Annotated in this window: 20 protein-coding genes; 3 read left to right on the forward strand and 17 right to left on the reverse strand. The window is 70.7% G+C overall.

Translation table 11 applies throughout. From position 1 onward, the window contains the following. Positions 1–39 precede the first annotated feature (39 nt). Genes tsaE through ACWDUM_RS00695 form a run of 4 tightly spaced genes read right to left on the reverse strand, consistent with a single transcriptional unit; the run spans position 40 to position 4289 of the window. Positions 40–519: a tRNA (adenosine(37)-N6)-threonylcarbamoyltransferase complex ATPase subunit type 1 TsaE gene (gene tsaE / locus ACWDUM_RS00680; protein ID WP_450113421.1), complete on the reverse strand. Its 480-nt coding sequence runs from the start codon at positions 517–519 to the stop codon at positions 40–42. Continuing rightward, positions 512–1585 carry an alpha/beta fold hydrolase gene (locus ACWDUM_RS00685; protein ID WP_450113420.1) on the reverse strand — a complete coding sequence of 358 codons (1074 nt, stop codon included), beginning with the start codon at positions 1583–1585 and terminating at the stop codon, positions 512–514. The genes tsaE and ACWDUM_RS00685 overlap by 8 nt, the downstream gene beginning before the upstream one ends. Further along, positions 1585–2790, reverse strand: a complete 1206-nt coding sequence (gene alr / locus ACWDUM_RS00690; protein ID WP_450132499.1) for an alanine racemase — start codon at positions 2788–2790, stop codon at positions 1585–1587. The genes ACWDUM_RS00685 and alr overlap by 1 nt, the downstream gene beginning before the upstream one ends. A 59-nt stretch (positions 2791–2849) precedes the next feature. Then, positions 2850–4289, reverse strand: coding sequence for an NAD(P)H-hydrate dehydratase (locus tag ACWDUM_RS00695; protein ID WP_450132500.1), 1440 nt, complete (start codon positions 4287–4289; stop codon positions 2850–2852). A 64-nt stretch (positions 4290–4353) separates the two neighbouring features. Between ACWDUM_RS00695 and ACWDUM_RS00700 the strand changes: the two genes are divergently transcribed. Both ACWDUM_RS00700 and ACWDUM_RS00705 read left to right on the forward strand, forming a co-directional pair. Next, positions 4354–4740, forward strand: coding sequence for a cupredoxin domain-containing protein (locus ACWDUM_RS00700; protein WP_450132501.1), 387 nt, complete (start codon positions 4354–4356; stop codon positions 4738–4740). Positions 4741–4796: 56 nt separating this feature from the next. Next, complete coding sequence (locus ACWDUM_RS00705) at positions 4797–5159, forward strand: cupredoxin domain-containing protein (RefSeq protein ID WP_450113416.1); 363 nt, start codon at positions 4797–4799, stop codon at positions 5157–5159. A gap of 73 nt (positions 5160–5232) precedes the next feature. On the opposite strand, the gene glmS is transcribed toward ACWDUM_RS00705, so the two are convergent. The 3 genes from glmS to ACWDUM_RS00720 form a co-directional block, all read right to left on the reverse strand. Then, positions 5233–7095 carry a glutamine--fructose-6-phosphate transaminase (isomerizing) gene (gene glmS / locus ACWDUM_RS00710; protein WP_450113415.1) on the reverse strand — a complete coding sequence of 621 codons (1863 nt, stop codon included), beginning with the start codon at positions 7093–7095 and terminating at the stop codon, positions 5233–5235. A gap of 33 nt (positions 7096–7128) precedes the next feature. After that, positions 7129–8286 carry a sialidase family protein gene (locus tag ACWDUM_RS00715; protein ID WP_450113414.1) on the reverse strand — a complete coding sequence of 386 codons (1158 nt, stop codon included), beginning with the start codon at positions 8284–8286 and terminating at the stop codon, positions 7129–7131. A 95-nt stretch (positions 8287–8381) separates the two neighbouring features. Then, complete coding sequence (locus tag ACWDUM_RS00720) at positions 8382–9446, reverse strand: alpha/beta fold hydrolase (protein WP_450132502.1); 1065 nt, start codon at positions 9444–9446, stop codon at positions 8382–8384. A gap of 91 nt (positions 9447–9537) precedes the next feature. Here ACWDUM_RS00720 and ACWDUM_RS00725 point away from each other — a divergent pair, with 91 nt between their 5' ends. Continuing rightward, positions 9538–10368: a hypothetical protein gene (locus tag ACWDUM_RS00725; RefSeq protein WP_450132503.1), complete on the forward strand. Its 831-nt coding sequence runs from the start codon at positions 9538–9540 to the stop codon at positions 10366–10368. On the opposite strand, the gene ACWDUM_RS00730 is transcribed toward ACWDUM_RS00725, so the two are convergent. From ACWDUM_RS00730 to ACWDUM_RS00775, 10 genes are all read right to left on the reverse strand, one after another. Continuing rightward, the gene (locus ACWDUM_RS00730) at positions 10341–10526 is read right to left on the reverse strand and encodes a hypothetical protein (RefSeq protein ID WP_450113411.1); all 186 of its coding nucleotides are present in this window, start codon (positions 10524–10526) and stop codon (positions 10341–10343) included. The two genes, ACWDUM_RS00725 and ACWDUM_RS00730, sit on opposite strands and share 28 nt — an antisense overlap. Then, on the reverse strand, positions 10523–11404 hold the full coding sequence (locus ACWDUM_RS00735; RefSeq protein ID WP_450132504.1) for a hypothetical protein: 882 nt from the start codon (positions 11402–11404) through the stop codon (positions 10523–10525). Before ACWDUM_RS00735 ends, ACWDUM_RS00730 begins: the two co-directional genes overlap by 4 nt. Continuing rightward, positions 11401–11661: a hypothetical protein gene (locus ACWDUM_RS00740; protein ID WP_450132505.1), complete on the reverse strand. Its 261-nt coding sequence runs from the start codon at positions 11659–11661 to the stop codon at positions 11401–11403. Before ACWDUM_RS00740 ends, ACWDUM_RS00735 begins: the two co-directional genes overlap by 4 nt. Positions 11662–11818: 157 nt before the next feature. After that, on the reverse strand, positions 11819–13159 hold the full coding sequence (gene glmM, locus ACWDUM_RS00745) for a phosphoglucosamine mutase (RefSeq protein WP_450132506.1): 1341 nt from the start codon (positions 13157–13159) through the stop codon (positions 11819–11821). A gap of 155 nt (positions 13160–13314) precedes the next feature. Further along, positions 13315–13833 (reverse strand): 30S ribosomal protein S9, encoded by a 519-nt coding sequence (gene rpsI, locus ACWDUM_RS00750; RefSeq protein ID WP_450132507.1) that lies wholly within the window; start codon positions 13831–13833, stop codon positions 13315–13317. Beyond that, complete coding sequence (gene rplM / locus ACWDUM_RS00755; RefSeq protein WP_450113406.1) at positions 13830–14273, reverse strand: 50S ribosomal protein L13; 444 nt, start codon at positions 14271–14273, stop codon at positions 13830–13832. The genes rpsI and rplM overlap by 4 nt, the downstream gene beginning before the upstream one ends. A 196-nt stretch (positions 14274–14469) precedes the next feature. Continuing rightward, positions 14470–14670, reverse strand: a complete 201-nt coding sequence (locus ACWDUM_RS00760; RefSeq protein ID WP_450113405.1) for a hypothetical protein — start codon at positions 14668–14670, stop codon at positions 14470–14472. A gap of 126 nt (positions 14671–14796) precedes the next feature. After that, on the reverse strand, positions 14797–15429 hold the full coding sequence (locus tag ACWDUM_RS00765) for a DUF305 domain-containing protein (RefSeq protein WP_450132508.1): 633 nt from the start codon (positions 15427–15429) through the stop codon (positions 14797–14799). Then, complete coding sequence (locus tag ACWDUM_RS00770; RefSeq protein ID WP_450132509.1) at positions 15426–17057, reverse strand: LVIVD repeat-containing protein; 1632 nt, start codon at positions 17055–17057, stop codon at positions 15426–15428. The genes ACWDUM_RS00765 and ACWDUM_RS00770 overlap by 4 nt, the downstream gene beginning before the upstream one ends. A gap of 86 nt (positions 17058–17143) precedes the next feature. Continuing rightward, on the reverse strand, positions 17144–18748 hold the full coding sequence (locus ACWDUM_RS00775; protein ID WP_450113402.1) for a GMC oxidoreductase: 1605 nt from the start codon (positions 18746–18748) through the stop codon (positions 17144–17146). Positions 18749–18804: the final 56 nt, after the last annotated feature.

Here is an 18804-nt window from a genome sequence, read left to right on the forward strand (position 1 = left end):
GGTACTCGCACGTCAGTGCGGTAATGACGGCGGCGGTGTTCACGAGACCCAGCCCCACTGTGCCGTGCGGACATCGGACTCCGGTTCGCGGCGCAGCCGCACCAGCAGGTGCCGGTCCGCGAGATGCTCGACGATCCCCTCGCCCCACTCGACCACGACGACCGCACCCGCCAGATCGGTGTCCAGGTCGAGGGCGTCGAGTTCGTCGAAGGTGGCGGAGCGCTGCGCCCCCAGGCCGAGCCGGTAGGCGTCGACGTGCACCATCGCGACCGGGTCTCCACCACCGGGGCGCACCCCGGGCCGGTGCTCACGGGCGATGATGAACGTCGGGGAACTGACCCTGCCCTGCACCCCGAGCCCAGCGGCGATTCCCCGCGCCAGCGCCGTCTTCCCGGCGCCCAGCGGACCGTCGAGCACCACCAGGTCTCCGGCGCCGAGTTCGACCGCCAGCCGCCGGCCGAACGCCTCGGTGTCCTCCACCGTCGGGAGGTGGATGAGGGTGTGCCCGGATTCAGCCACCGACGCTTTCCTTCCATTCGAGGTCCTGGTCGGCGACGGCCCGCGTCACCAAGCGGTCGATCGAGTCGGTGACCCGGATCGGGAACTCCAGCTGCACCAGGTGCCCGGCCGAAACCACCCGCACCAGTTCGGAGTTCGGCAGTGCGTCGGCCAGCGCCTGCGACTGCACGAACGGAATCACCATGTCCGCATCTCCGCACAGGACCAGCGCGGGCAGGTCCCCGAGTACCGGCAACGCGGCCGATTCGTCGTGCAGTTCCAGTGATTTGAGGAAGTTGACGATTGTCGTCACGGACGTCTCGTTGAGCATGCTCTCGGAGAATCGCTGCAGCGACGGGCTCACCTCGGTGCCGAAGGAGGCCGCCCGCAGGATCGGCGAGATGATCGCGCGGGCCGCGCCGCGGCCCAGCTGGACGACACCCGGTGCGGTGCGCACCGCGAGCCGGAACGCGTCGATCACCGGGTTCTGCAGGTTGCGGCTCAACCCGGTCTGGTTCAGTCCGGCGGCAGCGGTCGAGAGCAGCCCAACGCCGATCACGTGGGTGCCGAACAGTTCCGGAACCTGGCGTGCCAGCGACAGGATCGTCATCCCGCCCATCGAATGCCCGACCAGGACAACCGGGCCGTTCGGCGCGACGGTCCGGAGGACGGCGTGCAGGTCACGGCCCAACTGCCCGACCGAACAGGACTCGGGGCTCGGGGTGCCGGAGCGTCCGTGCCCGCGCTGGTCGTAGAACACCATCCGTACCGCGTTCCCCCAGCGTCGGCGCAGCTGCCGACGCTGGAAGTGCCACGAATCCATCCGCAGGCAGTAGCCGTGCACGAACACCACCGTCAGCGGCGCGTCGGCAGGCCCGACCTCGCGGGTCGCCAGGGTCACGCCGTCGTCGGCGACGACCATGCTGCCACGGTCGCTCTCGAGCAGGCCGAAGTCCTCGTCCGCGTGCCGGTCCCGCCTGCGTCGGCTCGGCTCGGTTCTGTGGTGCACGGCCCGCACGCCGGCCAGCGCCCCGACCGCGGTCGCGACTCCGGCCCCGCCGATCGCACCGCGGCGTCCGAACGGCATCACCGCCAAACCTGCTCGCCACCGGTGTAGCTGCGCACGACGCGTCCGCGCACCCCGGTGACCACCTCGTAGTGGATGGTGTCGAGGGCGTCGGCCCAGTCCTGTGCGACGGGCTCGCCGCTCTCGCCGGTACCGAACAGGACCGCGGTGTCGCCCTCCGCGACCGGGCCGGGGTCGGTCCCGAGATCGACGACGACCTGGTCCATGCACACCCGACCGATCTGCGGGTAGCGGCGCGACCCGATCTGCACCTGGAACCGGCCACCGAGCGCGCGCGGAACACCGTCGGCGTACCCGACGGGCAGCAGCGCCACAGTGGTGTCGTGCGGGGCGATCCAGGTGTGCCCGTACGACACCCCGCCACCGGCCGCGACCTTCTTGACCAGCGCGACCCGGGCGCGCAGCTCCATCGCGGGCCGCAGTCCGAACCCGCCGAGTTCCGGCACCGGGGACAGCCCGTACAGCGCGATGCCGGGGCGAACCATGTCGAACCGCAGATCCGGTCGGGTCAGCGCGGCCGCCGAGTTGGACAGGTGCACACGATCGACCCGCATCCCGAGCCGGGCGGCCCGGTCCACGGCGTCGCGCAGCACCTGCGCCTGCGCGTCGATGACGGGATGGTGCGGCTGGTCGGCGTGCGCGAGGTGGGAGAACACGCCCCCGAGCCGCACGGCGCCCTCGGACTGCGCGCGGGCCAGTCCGTCGAGCAGCTCGTCGAGTTCCGTCGCGGACACACCGTTGCGGTTCAACCCGGTGTCGACCTTCAGCGTCACTCCCGCCGTGGTTCCGACCGTGCGAGCGGCGGCGACCACCGCGTCCAGGTGCCGGGGTGAGGAGACGGCGAGTTCGACGTCGGCGGCGATGGCGGCACGGAAATCGGTGTCGGCGGTGTGCAGCCACGACAGCACGGGCGCCGTGATTCCTGCCGCACGCAGGGTGAGTGCCTCGCCGACGGTGGTGACGCCGAGTTCGGAGGCACCGGCAGCGAGCGCGGTCCGCGCCACCGGGACGGCTCCGTGGTTGTAGGCGTCGGCCTTGACCACCGCCATCAACGCGGCGTCACCGGCGTGCTCGCGCAGCAGCCGAACGTTGTGGGCGATCGCGTCGAGGTCGATCAGCGCCTCCGCTTGCGGTGACGTTTCGGACAAACCGGATTCCTTCGGTGGGACGGACTCCGTACGGTCACTGTGCGCGGTGATGGTCATGATGCGTCAATCCTGCCACCACCTGCCGTTATGCCCAATGACCTCGCTCACTGTCGAGATCACGGATTGACCACACGCTGCGCGCGAAGGATGCGGATCGCGGACCTGACCTGCTCCGACAGGGCACCGGCCGAGATCGGTGCGAGCACCTCCGATCCTTCGCCCGCAGCCAGGGCCGCGGCCAGGGAGTGGGCCCGCGCGCCCATCGCGGCGGCGGTCGAGGCATCCAGCCCCGTCGACATCAGCGCCCCGATCACCCCCGAGAGGACGTCCCCGGAGCCGGCGGTCGCGGCCGCGGAACCGCCCGCCTCGTTGACCAGGACCTGGCCCTCGGGGTCGGCGATCACCGTCGAGCGTCCCTTCAGCAGTACAGTCACCCCCCACCGGGCCGCCAGGGCCCGGACGTGGCCGACCCGGTCGTCGGCCGGATCGATGCCGGCCAGTCGGGCGAACTCACCGGCGTGCGGCGTCAGCATGGTGGGTGCGGTGCGCCCGGCGACCAGCGCCGGCTCGGCGGCGAGCACGGTCAGCCCGTCGGCGTCGACGAGGACCGGCAGATCCGACGCCAGCGCGGCGCGCAGAAGTTCGCGGGCGGCGTCCCCGGTACCGATCCCCGGCCCGACCACCCATGCCTGCACCCGGCCGGCGTCCGCGAACGTCTCGGCGGCCACGACCTCCGGCCAGCGCGAAAGAACCTGCGGGGCGGCAGTTCCCACGTACCGGACCATGCCGGACGTTGCGGCGACCGCGCCGCCGCAGCACAGCACCGCGGCGCCCGGATAGCGGTCGCTCCCGGCGACCACACCCACGACGCCCTGGCTGTACTTGTCGTCCACCGCGCCGGGCAGCGGCCACCGCGCCCCCACCTCGTCCGGGGTGAGCGCGGCGATCGCCGCGGGCGGCAGGTCCAGCCCGATGTCGACGAGTTCGACCCGCCCGCACCGCGCGCCGGCGAGCACGTGCACCGGTTTCAGCGCACCGAAGGCCACGGTCACCGCAGCGGTCACGGCGGGCCCCGCGGTGGCACCCGTGTCGGGGTCCACGCCGCTCGGCAGGTCGACCGCGACGATCGGCGCGGTGATGCCTGCCACCAGCGCGGCCGCCGCCGGTCGCAGCGGCCCTCGGCCCGAGATCCCGACGATGCCGTCGAGGACCAGGTCGGGATCCCCCACCTCCTCGTCCACCCGGCCCCCGGCCGCGCGCAGCGCGGCGAGTCCCGGACCGTGCGCGCGGGCGGAATCGAGGAGGACCGCCCGCACGGCCACCCCGCGCCGTCGGAGCATTGCGCCCGCCCACAGCGCGTCGCCGCCGTTGTCCCCGGACCCGACCAGCAGCGTCACCGACCTTCCCGCGACACCACCTGTGCGCGAGTGCAATTCGGCTGCGGCCACGACGGCCAGGCCGTGTGCGGCCCGGCGCATCAACGTGCCCTCCGGCAGTGCCGCCAGCAGTGGCGCCTCGGCGGCACGGACTTGCGAGGTCGTGTGGAACCGGCGCACCGGACATTCCTCCCGATCGATCGATACGACGAGACGACCGTATCGAGAGGTCTACGCTCGGTCCATGCGTGCACTCGCGACCTCAACCGCCACCGCACTGCTGCTCCTCGGGACGCTGGCCGGCTGCGGCGACTCCACCGACACTCCGTCGACGGTGCCGACGCCGTCCGCGGAGGCGACGTTGCCCGCCGACACCACGGTGGTGCGGGTCGCGGGGATGGCGTTCACCCCGGCCACGGTCACCATCAGGGTCGGACAGTCGGTCACCTGGCAGTTCGACGACAACGCGATCCCGCACAACGTCACCGGCACCGGCGCCGCCGCCACGGAACTCAAGAGCCCGATCCTGGCCACCGGCACCTACACCAAGCAGTTCGACACGCCGGGCACCTACGCCTACGAGTGCACACTGCACCCGAACATGACCGGAACCGTCGTCGTCACCGACTAGACCACTCGGTCGAATTGCCGGTTTCGCCCGATTGGATCCGGGACTACCCTCATAACATGAACACGATTCGGGTCGCCATGTCGTGTGCCGCGGCAGCCGCCCTGATCTCCTTCGCCACACCGGTCACCGTGCTCGAGGCCTCGGCGCAAACCGGGACCGAGTACACCGTTCAGGTCACCCAGATGGCCTACCGGCCGTCGACTCTCCGGATCCACGTGGGCGACACCGTGACGTGGGATTTCAGCGACGCCAGCAGCGCGCACAGTGTCACCGCCACCCAGCGGGGCACCACGCACGACTACTTCGACAGCGGCACCATGACCGGCGGCTATTACACCCACACGTTCAGCCAGCCCGGCACCTACCCGTACCGATGCAACGTGCACACCAGCATGGGCGGCACGATCGTCGTCGGCTAGGGCGCTGACGCGCCCGTGAGTGCTCTTCGCCCCGGTCGGGGCGAAGAGCACTCACGGGCGGCGGAGCCGAGTGTCACTCGACCGTGACGGACTTGGCCAGGTTGCGGGGCTTGTCGACGTCGTAGCCGCGGGCGCGAGCGATCTCGGCCGCGAACACCTGCAGCGGCACGGTGGACAGCAGCGGCTGCAGCAGCGTCGGTGCCGCGGGGATCTCGATGAGATGGTCGGCATGCGCGCGCACCATCTCGTCGCCCTCCTCCGCGATCACGATCGTGCGGGCACCACGAGCCTTGATCTCCTGGATGTTCGAGACCAGCTTCGAGTGCAGCACCGCCCGCCCCTTCGGGGACGGCATCACGACGATGACCGGCAGGCCCTCCTCGATCAGCGCGATCGGCCCGTGCTTGAGCTCACCGGCGGCGAAGCCCTCCGCGTGCATGTACGCGAGCTCCTTGAGCTTGAGCGCACCCTCGAGCGCCACCGGGTATCCGACGTGCCTGCCGAGGAACAGCACCGTCGACGCATCGGCGAACTCGCGTGCCAGTGCCCGCACCGGCTCGACCGTCTCGAGCACCCGACTCACCAGGGCAGGCATCGCCTCGAGTTCGGCGTACTCGCGCGCCACCTCGTCCGGGTACTTGGTGCCGCGCGCCTGCGCGAGGGCCAGCCCGACCAGGTAGTTGGCGGTCACCTGGGCGAGGAACGCCTTCGTCGACGCGACGGCGATCTCCGGACCGGCCCGGGTGTAGAGGACGGCGTCGGCCTCGCGAGGAATCTGGGCGCCGTTGGTGTTGCAGATCGCAAGCACACGGGCCTTCTGGTCCTTGGCGTGCTTGACCGCCTCGAGCGTGTCGGCGGTCTCGCCGGACTGCGAGATCGCGACGACCAGCGTGGACCGGTCCAGGACCGGATCCCGGTAGCGGAACTCGCTGGCGAGTTCCACCTCGACGGGCAGCCGGGTCCAGTGCTCGATCGCGTACTTGGCGAGCAGGCCGGAGTGGTAGGCGCTGCCGCAGGCGACGACGAAGACCTTGTCCACGTCGCGCAGCTCCTGGTCGGACAGCCGCTGCTCGTCGAGCACGATCTTGCCGTCCTCGAAATGACCGAGCAGGGTGTCGGCGACCGCAGAGGGCTGCTCGTCGATCTCCTTGAGCATGAAGTAGTCGTGGCCACCCTTCTCGGCGGCCTCGAGGTCCCAGTCGATCCGGAACGGATGCCCGGTCGACTCGTTGCCGGCGAAGTCGGTGATCTCGTAGCCGTCCGCGGTGATCACCACGACCTGGTCCTGGCCGAGCTCGATCGCGTCGCGGGTGTGCTCGATGAACGCGGCGACATCGGAACCGACGAACATCTCGCCGTCGCCGACACCGACCACGAGCGGGGTGGAGCGGCGAGCGGCGACGATGGTGTCCGCGTGGTCGGCGTGCGTGAACACCAGCGTGAACGCACCCTCGAGGCGACGGAGCACCTTGTGCGTGCTTGCCACGAAATCGCCGGCCGTGTCGCCCTCGGCGTACGCCTGCGCGACGAGGTGCACCGCGACCTCGGAGTCGGTGTCGCTGAGCAGTTCCACCCCGGCCGCCTCGAGCTCGTGGCGCAGCGGGGCGAAGTTCTCGATGATGCCGTTGTGCACGACGGCGAGCTTGCCGCTCGCATCGCGGTGCGGGTGGGCGTTGCGGTCGGTGGGGCGACCGTGGGTGGCCCACCGGGTGTGGCCGATGCCGGTGGTGCCGGCGAAGCGTTCCGCGCCGACCTCGGCCAGCTCCGCCGTCAGGTTGGCCAGCTTCCCAGCCTTGCGTTCGACCGCGAGGCCGCCCGCGCCGTCCAGGACCGCGATCCCGGCGGAGTCATAGCCGCGGTACTCCATCCGCCGCAGCGCCTCCACCACGACGTCCAGGGCCTGGCGGTGGCCGACATATCCCACGATTCCGCACATGGCTCCCAAGCCTACTGGGCACCGGAACCCAGATCAGTTCGGACCCGCGGGACCCTTGCCGAATCGCGCAGTGCACACGCCGTCCTTCAGCGTGACCGCGATTTGCAGCAGGTTCGCTCCGCCGTCGACCGGCAGCAACGGCGAACTGTAGTTGGCGCACGTGTCGGCTTTCGGATCCTGGACGGGGACCGGCGCCGCGATCTCGAACCACGGGCCGATCCCGAAGTTGTCGTTGACGAGCAGCACCCGGCCGCTGCGTCCGTCCCGTTTGCCGTCCCGGTCGATCAGGGCCTGCCCGCCGAGCACCAGTCGGGTGCCGTTCGGTCCGCCCGCCAACGCCGTGAGGAACGGCGAGTGCTTGAGCATGCTGCCGTCGTCGGCGACCACCTGGACGCCCGGGTCGAAGGTGCCGTTGCCCCACCAGATCCCGGTGTCGGAGAACTTCAGGTACGGCGTGCAGCGGTCGCCGCCCTGCTCACACATCTCGTGGGTGGACGCCAGACGCCCGTCCGGCAGGCGCGCGATTGTCGCCATGCCCGGACGCAGGCTCTGTTCGTCGTTGGCCTGCACCACGTGCCTGCCCCACCAGTTCACGCCGTCGAGGGTGGCCACCCGGCTCAGCACCTGCGAGTGGCGCGGGCGCTCGGTCTCGTCGGCGTAGTACAGCCACAGCAGGCCCGCGTCGACGGTGAACTCCGGTTCCCAGACGCCGCCGTCTCCCGAGGACCTCGCCGCGACGCCGAGCGGACTCCAGTTGCGGCCGCCGTCCGCGCTGGACCAGACCTTGATACCGACCTTCCGGTCGGTGCCTGCCAGATAGCCGACGGTGCCCGCCCACAGCAGGGTGCCCGCAGGCAGGAAGCCCACCTGCTGCGGCATCTCGAAGATGGTGGCGCAGCACTGGCCGCCGATCGCTTCGGGATCACGCACCGCACCGATCGGATGGAAGCTCACGCCCTCGTCGGTGCTCTCCATGATCTGCGTGAAGTCGCCCTGTGCGTCCCGTGTCGTCAGCGAGGCGACGATCGCCCCGGAGTCGAGCCGCACCAGGCGCGGATACTGTCCGACGCCGAGGACCGCGGGCTCCGGCTCGGCGGGTCCGGGCGGGGCGGCGACAGCACCGGTCGGCAGGGTGCCGACAGTCAGCAGGAGCAGGAACACCAAAGTCAAGACGCGGGCCGTTCGCCGCATGCGCACCGTCCTTACCGTGAGGAGGCGTCAGTCAAACAGAGGCGGCCCCTCGATTGCGGGGGTTCCGCGAAACTGGTCCCCGCCGGCGTGGATCGTCAGTCGCAGTCGGTCAGGAAGCGGGCGAATGCCGGCCACATCGTGTCGCGGGCGCTGCGCCCGGTGAGCACCCCGAGGTGACCTCCCGGATACACGCCGTAGCGCACGGCGGGCGCACCGCCGAGCAGGTCGGTCAGGTGCCGGACGGCGTGCTTCGGTGCCAGCCCGTCACCGCTGCCCGCGACGACCATCACCGGCACGTCGATCGCGTCCAGGTTCACCTGCCTGCCACCGATCTGCATGTGCCCGGTGGCGAACTCGTTGGACCGCATGACGACGTGATACAGCTGGCCGAAGGTCCGGCCCGGGTAGGCGTACATGCTGCTCATGAACCGGTCGACGGCCTCGATCTGCTCGAGGTGGTCGCGATCGTCCAGGTTCGCCAGCACCGTCCACGGCCGCGTGAGGTACTTGTCCACGCTCGCCGCCTTGAAGCCGAGACTGGTCAACGGCGCCGGGATCGTGCCGACGAGGCGGTACAGGGGGGCGACGGTGAACGGCCCGAACAACCGGTCCAATGGACGCAGCGTCGCGAACAGCGGCACCCGACGCAGGTCGAACGGGCTCGCGATCGGTGTCAGCGATCGCAGCGGCAGACCGGGATGTGCCGCTGCGGCGTACACCGCGAAGATCCCACCGAGCGACCAGCCGGCCAGGTGCACGTCGGATCCGCCGGCATCCTCGCTGACCACCCGGACGGCGTCCGGCACAACGCCGTCGACCCAGTGCTCGAATCCACGGGAACGGTCCGCGAAGTTCACCGGCCCGTAGTCGACGACGTACACGTCCCGGCCGGTCTCCTTCAGGTATTCGACGAGACTGCAGCCGCGTCGCAGGTCGAAGGCGATCGACGTGGCGGCCAGCGGGGTGACGAGCAGGACCGGCGCGCCGGTGGCCTCGCGCTCGGTGGACCGGAAGCGGCGGATGGTCCGTTCCGCGTTCGCGTCGACGATCTCGGACTCGGTCGGACGCAGATCCGCCAGTCCGCCGGAGTCGATCCGGTCCCGGACGTTCACCACTGCCTGCGTCAGGTCCCGCGGTACCGGAACCGGAATGCCAAACACCCTGATCGTTTCCTCTCTCTGCCGCCGTTTCCGGCCGGGGACGACCCGGCCTTCGAACACCACGGCCCGGCAATCGGATACGGTCGTGCACGTGGCGCCGACTCCGAAGACCCTGGCCTCCCGTCTATCCAAGCGTGGACCCCATCCGGTGCTGCGCGGTGACCTCGCCTTGGCGGGCCTGCCCGGCGTGGTGTACACCCCCGCCGAGGGCTTCGGACTGCCCGCGGTCGTGTTCGGGCACGGTTGGATGACCGGCGCCGACCGCTACCGGGAGACCCTGACCCACCTGGCGTCGTGGGGAATCGTCGCGGCCGCCCCGGACACCCAGCGCTCTCCGGTCGCATCGCACCTCACGCTCGCCGCGGACCTGCGCAGTGCCGCCGACATCTGCACGGGTGTCCGGCTCGGTCCGGGCAAGATCAGCGTGGCGCGAGACCGGGTGGCGTTCGCGGGGCACGCGATGGGCGCCGGTGCCGCCGTGATCGCTGCCGCCGACCACGGCGCCCCCGCTGTGGCCGCGGTGTTTCCGGCACCGACGACGCCCCCGGCGGAGAAGTACGCGGCCCGGCAGTCCGGACCCGCGCTGATCCTGGCGGCCGCCGAAGACCTGGATTCGTTGAACTGCAACGCCCGCTCCCTCGCCGCGGCCTGGGGTGGACAGGCGATCCTGCGCGGAGTCGACAAGGCTTCCGGCAACGGGCTTCCAGAGGGCCGGGCCCTGCTCGGAGCCCTGGGCCTCGGCGGCTCGAAACGGAGTACCCAGCGCACCACCCGGGCCCTGCTCACGGGCTACCTGCTCTACCACCTGACCGGCGAGACGGAGTACGCACCGTTCGCGACCCCCGGCGTCGAGATCCCGCACACCACGCTGGTTTCCGAGGTCGAGGAGCCGCATCACACGAGCCAGCTGCTGCGCGGGTAACCGGCCCCACCGTCACCCGGGTCCACTTCACCCGTGGGCACGGACTCGGCCGGACGGGTGGGCACCGCCTCCCCCGCAAGGCGTTCGGCCTCCGCGCTCGCGCGCTCGGCTCGGTCGAGCGCCGCGGCCAGCACTGCCCGCAAGTCCTCGAGATTCACAGCTGTCCCGCAGCGGCCAGTTCCGCACCGGTTGCGGAGTCGCCGGGGAGATCCGCGGGCGGCACAGCGACCCGCGGACGATCGCGCTGCGGCACCGCGCCCGACCCGAATCCGAGCGCGCCGGGAACGTCGACCGGAGGGGGTATCGGAGGATCGGCCACGTCTGCGCGAGCGGGCGGGGCCGGAGGATCGACCAGTCCCCTGAGCACCGAATCCTGTTGCACCCCGGGCTCTTCCTTCGGCACGTCACTTTCCCGAGGCGCGGCGGCCTCCTGCGGGGCGGCGGCCTCCAGCGGCGCCGCACACTCATGCGGCACGGCGACCTCCCGCGGCCCCGAGGCCGGGGTCTCGGGCCATTCGTCCGCCGCCGGCTCCACCTCTCCGCCGACCGCGTCGAGCGCTTCCTCGACCACGGTTCGCGCCCCGTCGACGACGAGGTGAATCACCGCGAACAGGTCCGTCAGCGCGCTGCTGCGGGCCCGCACGCACGGCGCGACCGCGCTGTCGACCCCGCCCGGGTCCGGCCCGGCGTCGGGTCCGTCCCCGGCAGCGGACCCGAGCCGCACCACGAAGTCCGCCTGTGCCGCCAGCGCGTCGCGGATCAGGTCTGCGGCACCGTCGAGTGTCTCCGCCGCAGCCGCGACCGCCGCACAGTCCGCGCGGGCCCGGTCGAGTCGACGCCCCAGTGCGGCGAGCGCCGCATCGGCCGCCTCCCCCGCCCAGCCCGCGGCCAACCGTGCCACCGCCTGTTCCTGGGCGAGCAGGTGCGCCCGCATGACGGCGGCGGTGGAGCGGAAGACCTCGGCGTCGGCGTGCAGGGGTCCCGGGTCGACCGCGCGGTGCACCCGGTACCGACCCAGGCCGTCGCCGCGGCTCACGACCCCGACCGCCGCACGCTCGAGGCCGCGGCCCCGTCCTGCTCTGCGTAGCGATCCGCGGTGAGGGACAACCGGGCCGCATCGGTCCCGGTTCTCTGTGCCCACTCGCGCACCACGCAGGCCAGTCGCCCGTGGTCGTGCGTCACCGTCGCCTCCACGCGCTCGGCGAGGCGCATGAGTTCCGCTACCGAATCCATCAGCGCCGCGGCCACCGCGCGGACCGTCGTCTCGTCGAACTCCAGTTGACCGTCACCCACCTGAACCCCCGCTGTCGTATGGGGCGGCTCCGCTTCGCTGCGCGCCCGCCGACTACACCGTCACGGTGTCAGACGCAGCGGACCCCGCCTCGGTTCCGGGTGAACCGGAACAATCGGCGGACGCGGGAGGCGCGAGCGGGCGACGACCGGTCGAGTTCTAGACCGAGGCGACCCGGTCGGCGAGACCGTCGGCCAGCGCGCGGGCGACCTCGATCTCGGTGGCCTCGACCATGACCCGCACCAGCTGCTCGGTCCCGGACGGGCGAAGCAGCACCCTGCCGGTGTCTCCCAGTCGGCGCTCGGCCTCGGCGACGGCGTCGAGTACCGAGGGTGCGACGGCGACCGCGGCCTTGTCGGTGACCTTCACGTTGACCAGCACCTGCGGCAGGGTCCGCATGACGGTGGCCAGCTCCGCGAGGGTCGACCGGGTCTGCGCCATCCTGCTCATCAGCCGCAGGCCGGTCAGCACGCCGTCCCCGGTCGTGCCGAAGCCGGGCAGCACGACGTGCCCGGACTGTTCGCCACCGAGGCTGAAGCTCCCGGCGCGCAGTTCTTCGAGGACGTAGCGGTCACCGACGGCGGTGGTGCGGACCTCGATGCCCGCCTCGCGCATGGCGATGTGCAGGCCGAGATTGCTCATCACGGTCGCGACGAGGGTGTTGTCGGCGAGTTCGCCGGAATCGCGCATGGCGACGGCGAGGATCGACATGATGACGTCACCGTCGATGACCGAACCGGTCGCGTCGACGGCGAGGCAGCGGTCGGCGTCGCCGTCGTGGGCGATGCCGAGGTCGGCGCCGTGCTCGACCACCGCGGCCTGCAGGTCCTCGAGGTGCGTCGACCCGCAGCCGTCGTTGATGTTGTAGCCGTCCGGGGCGCTGTGGATCTCGACGACGGTCGCGCCCGCGGCCCGGTAGGCGGCGGGGCCGACGACGGATGCGGCGCCGTTGGCGCAGTCCACGACGACGGTCAGCCCGGTCAGCGGATGCGCGACCGCCGCCTCCAGGTGCGTGAGGTAACGCGAGCCGGCGTCGGTGGCCGTGGTGACCCGTCCGATCGCCGCGCCGGTGGGCCGCGGAATCAGGTCCCGGTCGGTGAGAGCCGACTCGATGCGGTCCTCGGACTCGTCGTCGAGCTTGTGGCCACCGGCCGCGAAGATCTTGATGCCGTTGTCGGGCATGGGGTTGTGCGATGCGGAGATCATGACGCCGACCGCGGCGTCGTAGGCGCCGGTCAGGTGCGCGACGGCAGGGGTGGGCAGGACCCCGACGTCGATCACGTCGACACCGGCCGCGCACAGGCCGGCAGTGACCGCAGCGGCAAGCATCTCACCGCTGGCCCGGGGGTCGCGGCCGACGACCGCGGTCGGTCGGGGCGCGGCCCGCTCGGACAGCGCCAGCACCGAGGCGGCCGCCCCGGCAATCCGCAGCGCCAGCTCCGCGTCGAGGTCGGCGTTCGCCAGACCTCGCACACCGTCCGTACCGAACATTCGACCCATGAATCAGACCCCTTGCCGTTCTTGCTGTTTCCCGCGTGGTTGATTTCCTGCTGTTGCACTTCTACGCCAAGAGCAGGCGTCCGGTGTTGCGTGGACGCCTGCTCTCGGGTGAACAGGTCCCGGCACCCACCACGAAAGGCAGGGCCGGTGGCGCATCAGCGCTTCGAGTACTGCGAAGCCTTGCGGGCCTTCTTCAGGCCGTACTTCTTGCGCTCGACGGCGCGGGCGTCACGGGTGAGGAAGCCGGCGCTCTTGAGGGCGGGGCGATCCTCGGGGGTGACCTCGATCAGGGCGCGGGAGATCGCGAGGCGCAGGGCGCCGGCCTGACCGGACGGGCCGCCACCGTTGAGGATGGCGGTGATGTCGAAGGACTCGGTCCGCTCGACGGTGACCAGCGGGGCCTTGATCAGCTGCTGGTGCACCTTGTTCGGGAAGTAGTCCTCGAGGGTGCGGCCGTTGAGCTTGAACTCACCGGAGCCGGGGGTGAGCCGAACGCGGACGACGGCCTCCTTGCGGCGACCCACGGTCTGGATCGGGCGGTCGATGTAGATCGGCGCGGCGGGAGCGACGGACTCCTCCGCCACGTACTCCTCGACGACCTCGGGCTCGGCGGCGAACTCCTCGACGACGACCTCGGCGGTCTCGACCTCGGGGGTCTCGTTCTGCTCGGTCACTGTGCCACCTGCTTGATCTCGAACGGAACCGGCTGCTGCGCGGCGTGGGGATGGTTCGGGCCTGCGTAGACCTTCAGCTTGCCGGCGATGGCGCGGCCGAGCTTGTTCTTCGGGATCATGCCGGTGACGGCCTTCTCCACGAGGCGATCGGGGTTCTTCTCCAGCACCTCGCCCACGGAGCGGGACTTGAGGCCACCCGGGTGACCGGAGTGGTGGTGCAGGAACTTGTCCGTGCGCTTGTTGCCGGAGATGGCAACCTTGTCGGCGTTGATGATGACGACGAAGTCGCCGCCGTCAACGTTCGGAGCGTAGGTGGGCTTGTGCTTGCCGCGCAGCAGGTTCGCTGCCTGGACGGCAAGGCGGCCGAGCACCACGTCGGTGGCGTCGATGACGTACCACTGGCGGGTCACGTCACCTGCCTTCGGAGCGTAGGTAGACACAGAACTTCCTCGTCATGTCGTATAACTGCTGGCCAGCGGGTACGGTCCGGATGCGTTCCCGGCGGCCAGTGGAGACCCGGGAACCCGCGCTACGAGCACAGCCGGCCACCGTGAAGTGGATTGGATGCGCGTCGTACCGTACGCCGACAGAAGACCTTACCGCCCAGGTCAGGGGCGGGTCAAAGTGGGGTGGACCTCAGGAGGAGGTCTGGTCGAGGCGACCGCGTGCCTCGGCCCGCAATTTCAGCAGATAGAAGCCGGACAGGGTGGCCACCACCAGCCAGACGACCGCCGCGACGACGTCGAGGGACCAGATGCCGACGGCTGCGCCGATCAGTCCGGCCAGGAACACAAGGGTCCCGACGATCTTCTTCGTGGGGGAAGGAATTGCGGCCATCGGAGAACACCTACCCGAACATTTTGGTGTCGCACGCACGCGCGCAGGGACAGCTCCGGAGACTACTGCCGTCAGCGACCGAGGTGTGGGAGGCGCGCGCAACCGAACCACACGAGTCGCCGACGATCAGGACAGTGGCTGGGCACCGCGCTGGGCCAGCATGACGCCCATCAGTCCCGCCTCCTGACTCTGCGACTGCATCATGTCGCGGGCGGTCTGCGCGACCGGTCCACCGGTCAGCAACCCGTCCGCGGCCCGCGCCATCGTCGCCCCGCCGACGTGATGACGCTGCATCAGCTGCAGGAACAGGATCTCGGCGTCGCGACCCCGGGCGGTGGACAGGGCGTCGAGTTCGGCCATGGACGCCATGCCGGGCATCGGCCCGGATGCGACGGCGGGCGTCGCGTGGTGATGCTCCGAGGCACCGGCCATCCAGGCCATCGGCGCCGTGTTCGTCGGCGCGGCCTCGGCGAGCGTGAGCCAGCCGTGCAGGGTGCCGAGCTCGATGCGCTGGGTGTCGCCGATCTGCCGGGCCAGCGCCGCGACGGCGGGATCGACGTCGGGGGCGAGGCGGTTCACCATCGCGAGTGCCTGCTGGTGGTGGGCGGCCATGTCCTGTACGAACCCGATCTCGACGTCGCTGAGCAGGGCGCCCTGCTCAGGAGACTCCGGCACCACGAGCGGCCGCAGCGCCGCCCCCACCACCAGCAACAGCAGTGCCAGCGAGGTGAGGGCGAGCGCGCGGACGAGTCGGGTCATGAGCCGACGGTGGACCGTTGGTCGGCGGGCGCCGTGTAGACGCGGTCGTCGAGCCGCAGGGTCATGAAGCCGTTGTCACTGCAGGAGACCCACAGCTCGTTCCCACGCCATTCCGGCGGGGAGGAGCACCAGTCGGTGGACAGGTCGCCGCCCAGGACCATGCCGGAGCGCGGCCCCGAGGCCTGCGCCGGGTCGAACTGTCCGCCCGCGACGGACTCGATCACGGCGGGCAGGCTGAGCGCCGGCACCCCGAGGAGCGAGGCGATCGCGTGGCTCGAATTCGGGAGATCGAGGGTGCGCCCGGTCATGGCCGGCGGGTTGTAGTAGCCGATCTCACGGACGTCGAACGGATCCCGTACGTCGAACACCCGGATGCCGGACGAGAACCAGCCGCACGCGAGGGCGGTCGGATTGTCCGGCCGGTCCGCGGCGCAGTAGTGCGATTCGTAGGCGAACAGTGACCCACCCATGCCGGACGCGATCTGGCTGTCGACGTTCTCCGGCAGGTTGATCTCCAGCTTGACCGCGTTCACGACCTTCGGGTTCGCGTCGTCGGCGACATCGATGATCTTGACTCCGCCGGAACCGCTCTCGTTCGCGGTGAACAGGTAGGGGTGGTCGTCGTAGGTGACGGGAATGCTGTGCTGGGTGGCCCAGCCGTCGGTCCACGACATCTTCGACAGCTGCGGCACCTGCGGGTTGGCGTCACGCCGCTGCACCGCGCTGGTGTCCAGGACGGTGAGGCCACCGAAGTTGTTCGACAGGTACAACCGGTTGCCGTCGGGACTGACACCGAACCCGTGCCCGGACAACCCGATCCAACCCTGCCAGATCACCTTCGGGTTGGTGGGGTCGGCGAGGTCGACCGCGCTGAGCACACCCTCGGTTCCGGACGTCCAGTAGGTGCGGCCGTCCGGGGAGAATCCACCCTCGTGCGCGGTGATCGGCAGCGGCATCTGCAGGCTCGTGCCGGGCCCGGGATTGAGCAGCCGCGGATGCCCGCAGTCGGAGATGTCGTACACCGACAGCAGTCCGGCACCGAACAGCGCCGGGACTCCGGTGCCCACCAACAGCTTCCGGCCCGCGTGCACCTTGAGGCTCTCCCAGGTGCCCGCCACCATGGCGGGTTCCGTCAGCGCGACGGTCGGCACCGGGTTCGCCGGGTCAGAGACGTCGACGACCTGCACGCCCGGGGACGGCCCGAGAAGTGCACTCGGAAAGATCGAGCCCATGTAGGCGCAGTGGTCGTAGGCGGCGGAGACGATCCCGCTGCCCTGCCCGGCGTAGCCGCCGACCCGGGAGATGTTGCAGTCGTAGCCTTCCACGCTGCGCCCACCGGCACGATCCGCGGCCGGGACGTCCCCCTGGAGTCCGGGCTCCGGCCGCGATCCCGGACCGCAGTCGGCCCGGCCGGCCGCGACCCGTACGACGTCGTGGTCCTCCAGGACCACCCCCGACGTGTCCGCCACCGGGGCGGCGGCCACGTGACCCACCGGCAACAGCAGCGCCGCCGCCACTGCGACGACCAGGGATCTGCGCCGACGCACGGCTCCGCCGCTGCGAACCCGTGCGGCTCCGCCGCGGCGAACCCGTGCGGCTCCGCCGCTGCGTCCCGTTGTTCCCGACATGGCTCCCCCTCCATTTGGACGTCCGCGCCCGGACCGCACGGTGATCTGCCCGGCACGGTGGGCGTGGTTGTACGAACGAACTCCGGTCAGAAGACGGTGCCGACGTCGTTGGCGACCAGGTTGTCCATGGCACGCTCGGCGACCGCGGCGATCGTCATGGACGGGTTGCAGGCGGCGGTCGTACCCGGGATGAGTGCGCCGTCGAGAACGTACAGCCCGCGCTGGCCGTGGACGCGGCCGTCGAGGTCGCAGACGGTCCCCATGCTCGCACCGCCGAGCGAGTGCCAGGTCGAGTTGACGATCGCGTTGGTGTCGGTGAGCACGCTGTCCGGACCGGCGATCTTGTGCGCGGTCGGGCCGATGGCGCTGTTCTGGATGACCGAGTCCCCCTCGAACGGCCAGTGCAGCGTCGCCTCGTCCCGCGCGGAGTCGTACGCGAACCTGCCGCGTCCTTCGCTGACACCGAAGCCGACCATCATCGTGCTGTGCATGTCCAGCGAGATCGACGGGATCGACGCCTGGATGACGGTGTGCGCGCGGGTCGGGTCGTCCCAGTTGAGGCTGCCGTACACGACCGGTCCGCCCTGGGTGGCCCCGAATTCCTCGAACGGGTTGGTCCACACGTAGATCCGGTCGGCGTTGGTCCCCCAACCTCCGCCGAGTCCGTCGGGCAGGTCCGGGATCTGCCCGGTCGCCTGGGCCCGGACCAGCAGCTTGGTGGTGTTCACGCTGCCCGCCGCCATGATCAGCGCGTCGGTGGTGAGGACCTTGTTCTCGAGAACCGTTCCGTCGGTGTCGATCCGGTTGACGAGGACCCGCCATCGACCGCCCCCTGCGCGCTCGATACCGGTGACCTCGTGCTGGGTCTCGACCTTGACGTTGCCTGTGGCCTCGGCCGCCGCGATGTAGGTGACGTCGACGGAGTGCTTGCCGCCATTGTTGACTCCCATGGCGCCGGAGCCGTCCGAGTAGGACGGGGCCATCTCGCCGCGCAGTTCGGCGAGCGCGTAGTTCCAGTCGATGGGCATCGGGATCTTCGACAGGGGCAGACCGGCGCGCCTGACGCGCTCGGCGAACACCCGGGGTGCGCGGTACGCATCCGTGTTGACGAGTTCGTCGGGAGCGGTCGCGAGTTGGAGCATCTTGGCGACACGCGGGTAGTGCACCCGGTTCATCAGCTGCCAGTCGAGCTCGTTCGGGAGGCACGAGTTGAAGACGGCCTCGGCGGGCTGCAGCGACATCCCCTGGTAGACCAGGGATCCGCCTCCCACACCCGCCGGGCACAGTGCGGTCATGTTCTCGCCGACGACCGCCTCGACCAGGCCGACGTACGGGTCGAATGCGACCGGCCTGCCGAACAGCTGAGGCGCGGAGCGGTACCACAGCAACCGCTTGTCGGGGGCGGTCGGACTCGGGAACGTCTTGGCGTTCGGACCCGTCGGCCAGCGAATCCCGCGTTCCAGCACCAGAACCGGCACGCCCGCCTCGGCGAGCCGGAGCGCGGCCACGCCGCCGCCGAATCCGGAGCCGACCACCACCACCCGGTGTTCCTCCTGGGTGAGCGGCACCCGTCGAACCTGCGCGCCGATGCCCGTCGCGGTGGTCGCGGCCTGCGCGGCGGACGCTCCGGTCAAGGCGAATCCCGCTGCGGCTGCGGCGGTGAAGAAGGACCGACGGTTGATCCCGGACACAGAGCTACCCCCAGACTGCGAACGACGAATGGCCCCCGAGGATTGCGTGTTCCATG

The sequence above is a fragment of the Rhodococcus sp. NPDC003322 genome (assembly GCF_053589555.1).

What these genes read in the sequence shown, in the direction of transcription:
- alr (WP_450132499.1), bottom strand. Translation starts at nt 2,790, where the DNA reads ATGACCATCACCGCGCACAGTGACCGTACGGAGTCCGTCCCACCGAAG.
- ACWDUM_RS00700 (WP_450132501.1), top strand. Translation starts at nt 4,354, where the DNA reads ATGCGTGCACTCGCGACCTCAACCGCCACCGCACTGCTGCTCCTCGGG.
- ACWDUM_RS00770 (WP_450132509.1), bottom strand. Translation starts at nt 17,057, where the DNA reads ATGTCGGGAACAACGGGACGCAGCGGCGGAGCCGCACGGGTTCGCCGC.
- ACWDUM_RS00715 (WP_450113414.1), bottom strand. Translation starts at nt 8,286, where the DNA reads ATGCGGCGAACGGCCCGCGTCTTGACTTTGGTGTTCCTGCTCCTGCTG.
- glmM (WP_450132506.1), bottom strand. Translation starts at nt 13,159, where the DNA reads ATGGGTCGAATGTTCGGTACGGACGGTGTGCGAGGTCTGGCGAACGCC.
- ACWDUM_RS00685 (WP_450113420.1), bottom strand. Translation starts at nt 1,585, where the DNA reads ATGCCGTTCGGACGCCGCGGTGCGATCGGCGGGGCCGGAGTCGCGACC.
- ACWDUM_RS00765 (WP_450132508.1), bottom strand. Translation starts at nt 15,429, where the DNA reads ATGACCCGACTCGTCCGCGCGCTCGCCCTCACCTCGCTGGCACTGCTG.
- ACWDUM_RS00705 (WP_450113416.1), top strand. Translation starts at nt 4,797, where the DNA reads ATGAACACGATTCGGGTCGCCATGTCGTGTGCCGCGGCAGCCGCCCTG.
- ACWDUM_RS00760 (WP_450113405.1), bottom strand. Translation starts at nt 14,670, where the DNA reads ATGGCCGCAATTCCTTCCCCCACGAAGAAGATCGTCGGGACCCTTGTG.
- glmS (WP_450113415.1), bottom strand. Translation starts at nt 7,095, where the DNA reads ATGTGCGGAATCGTGGGATATGTCGGCCACCGCCAGGCCCTGGACGTC.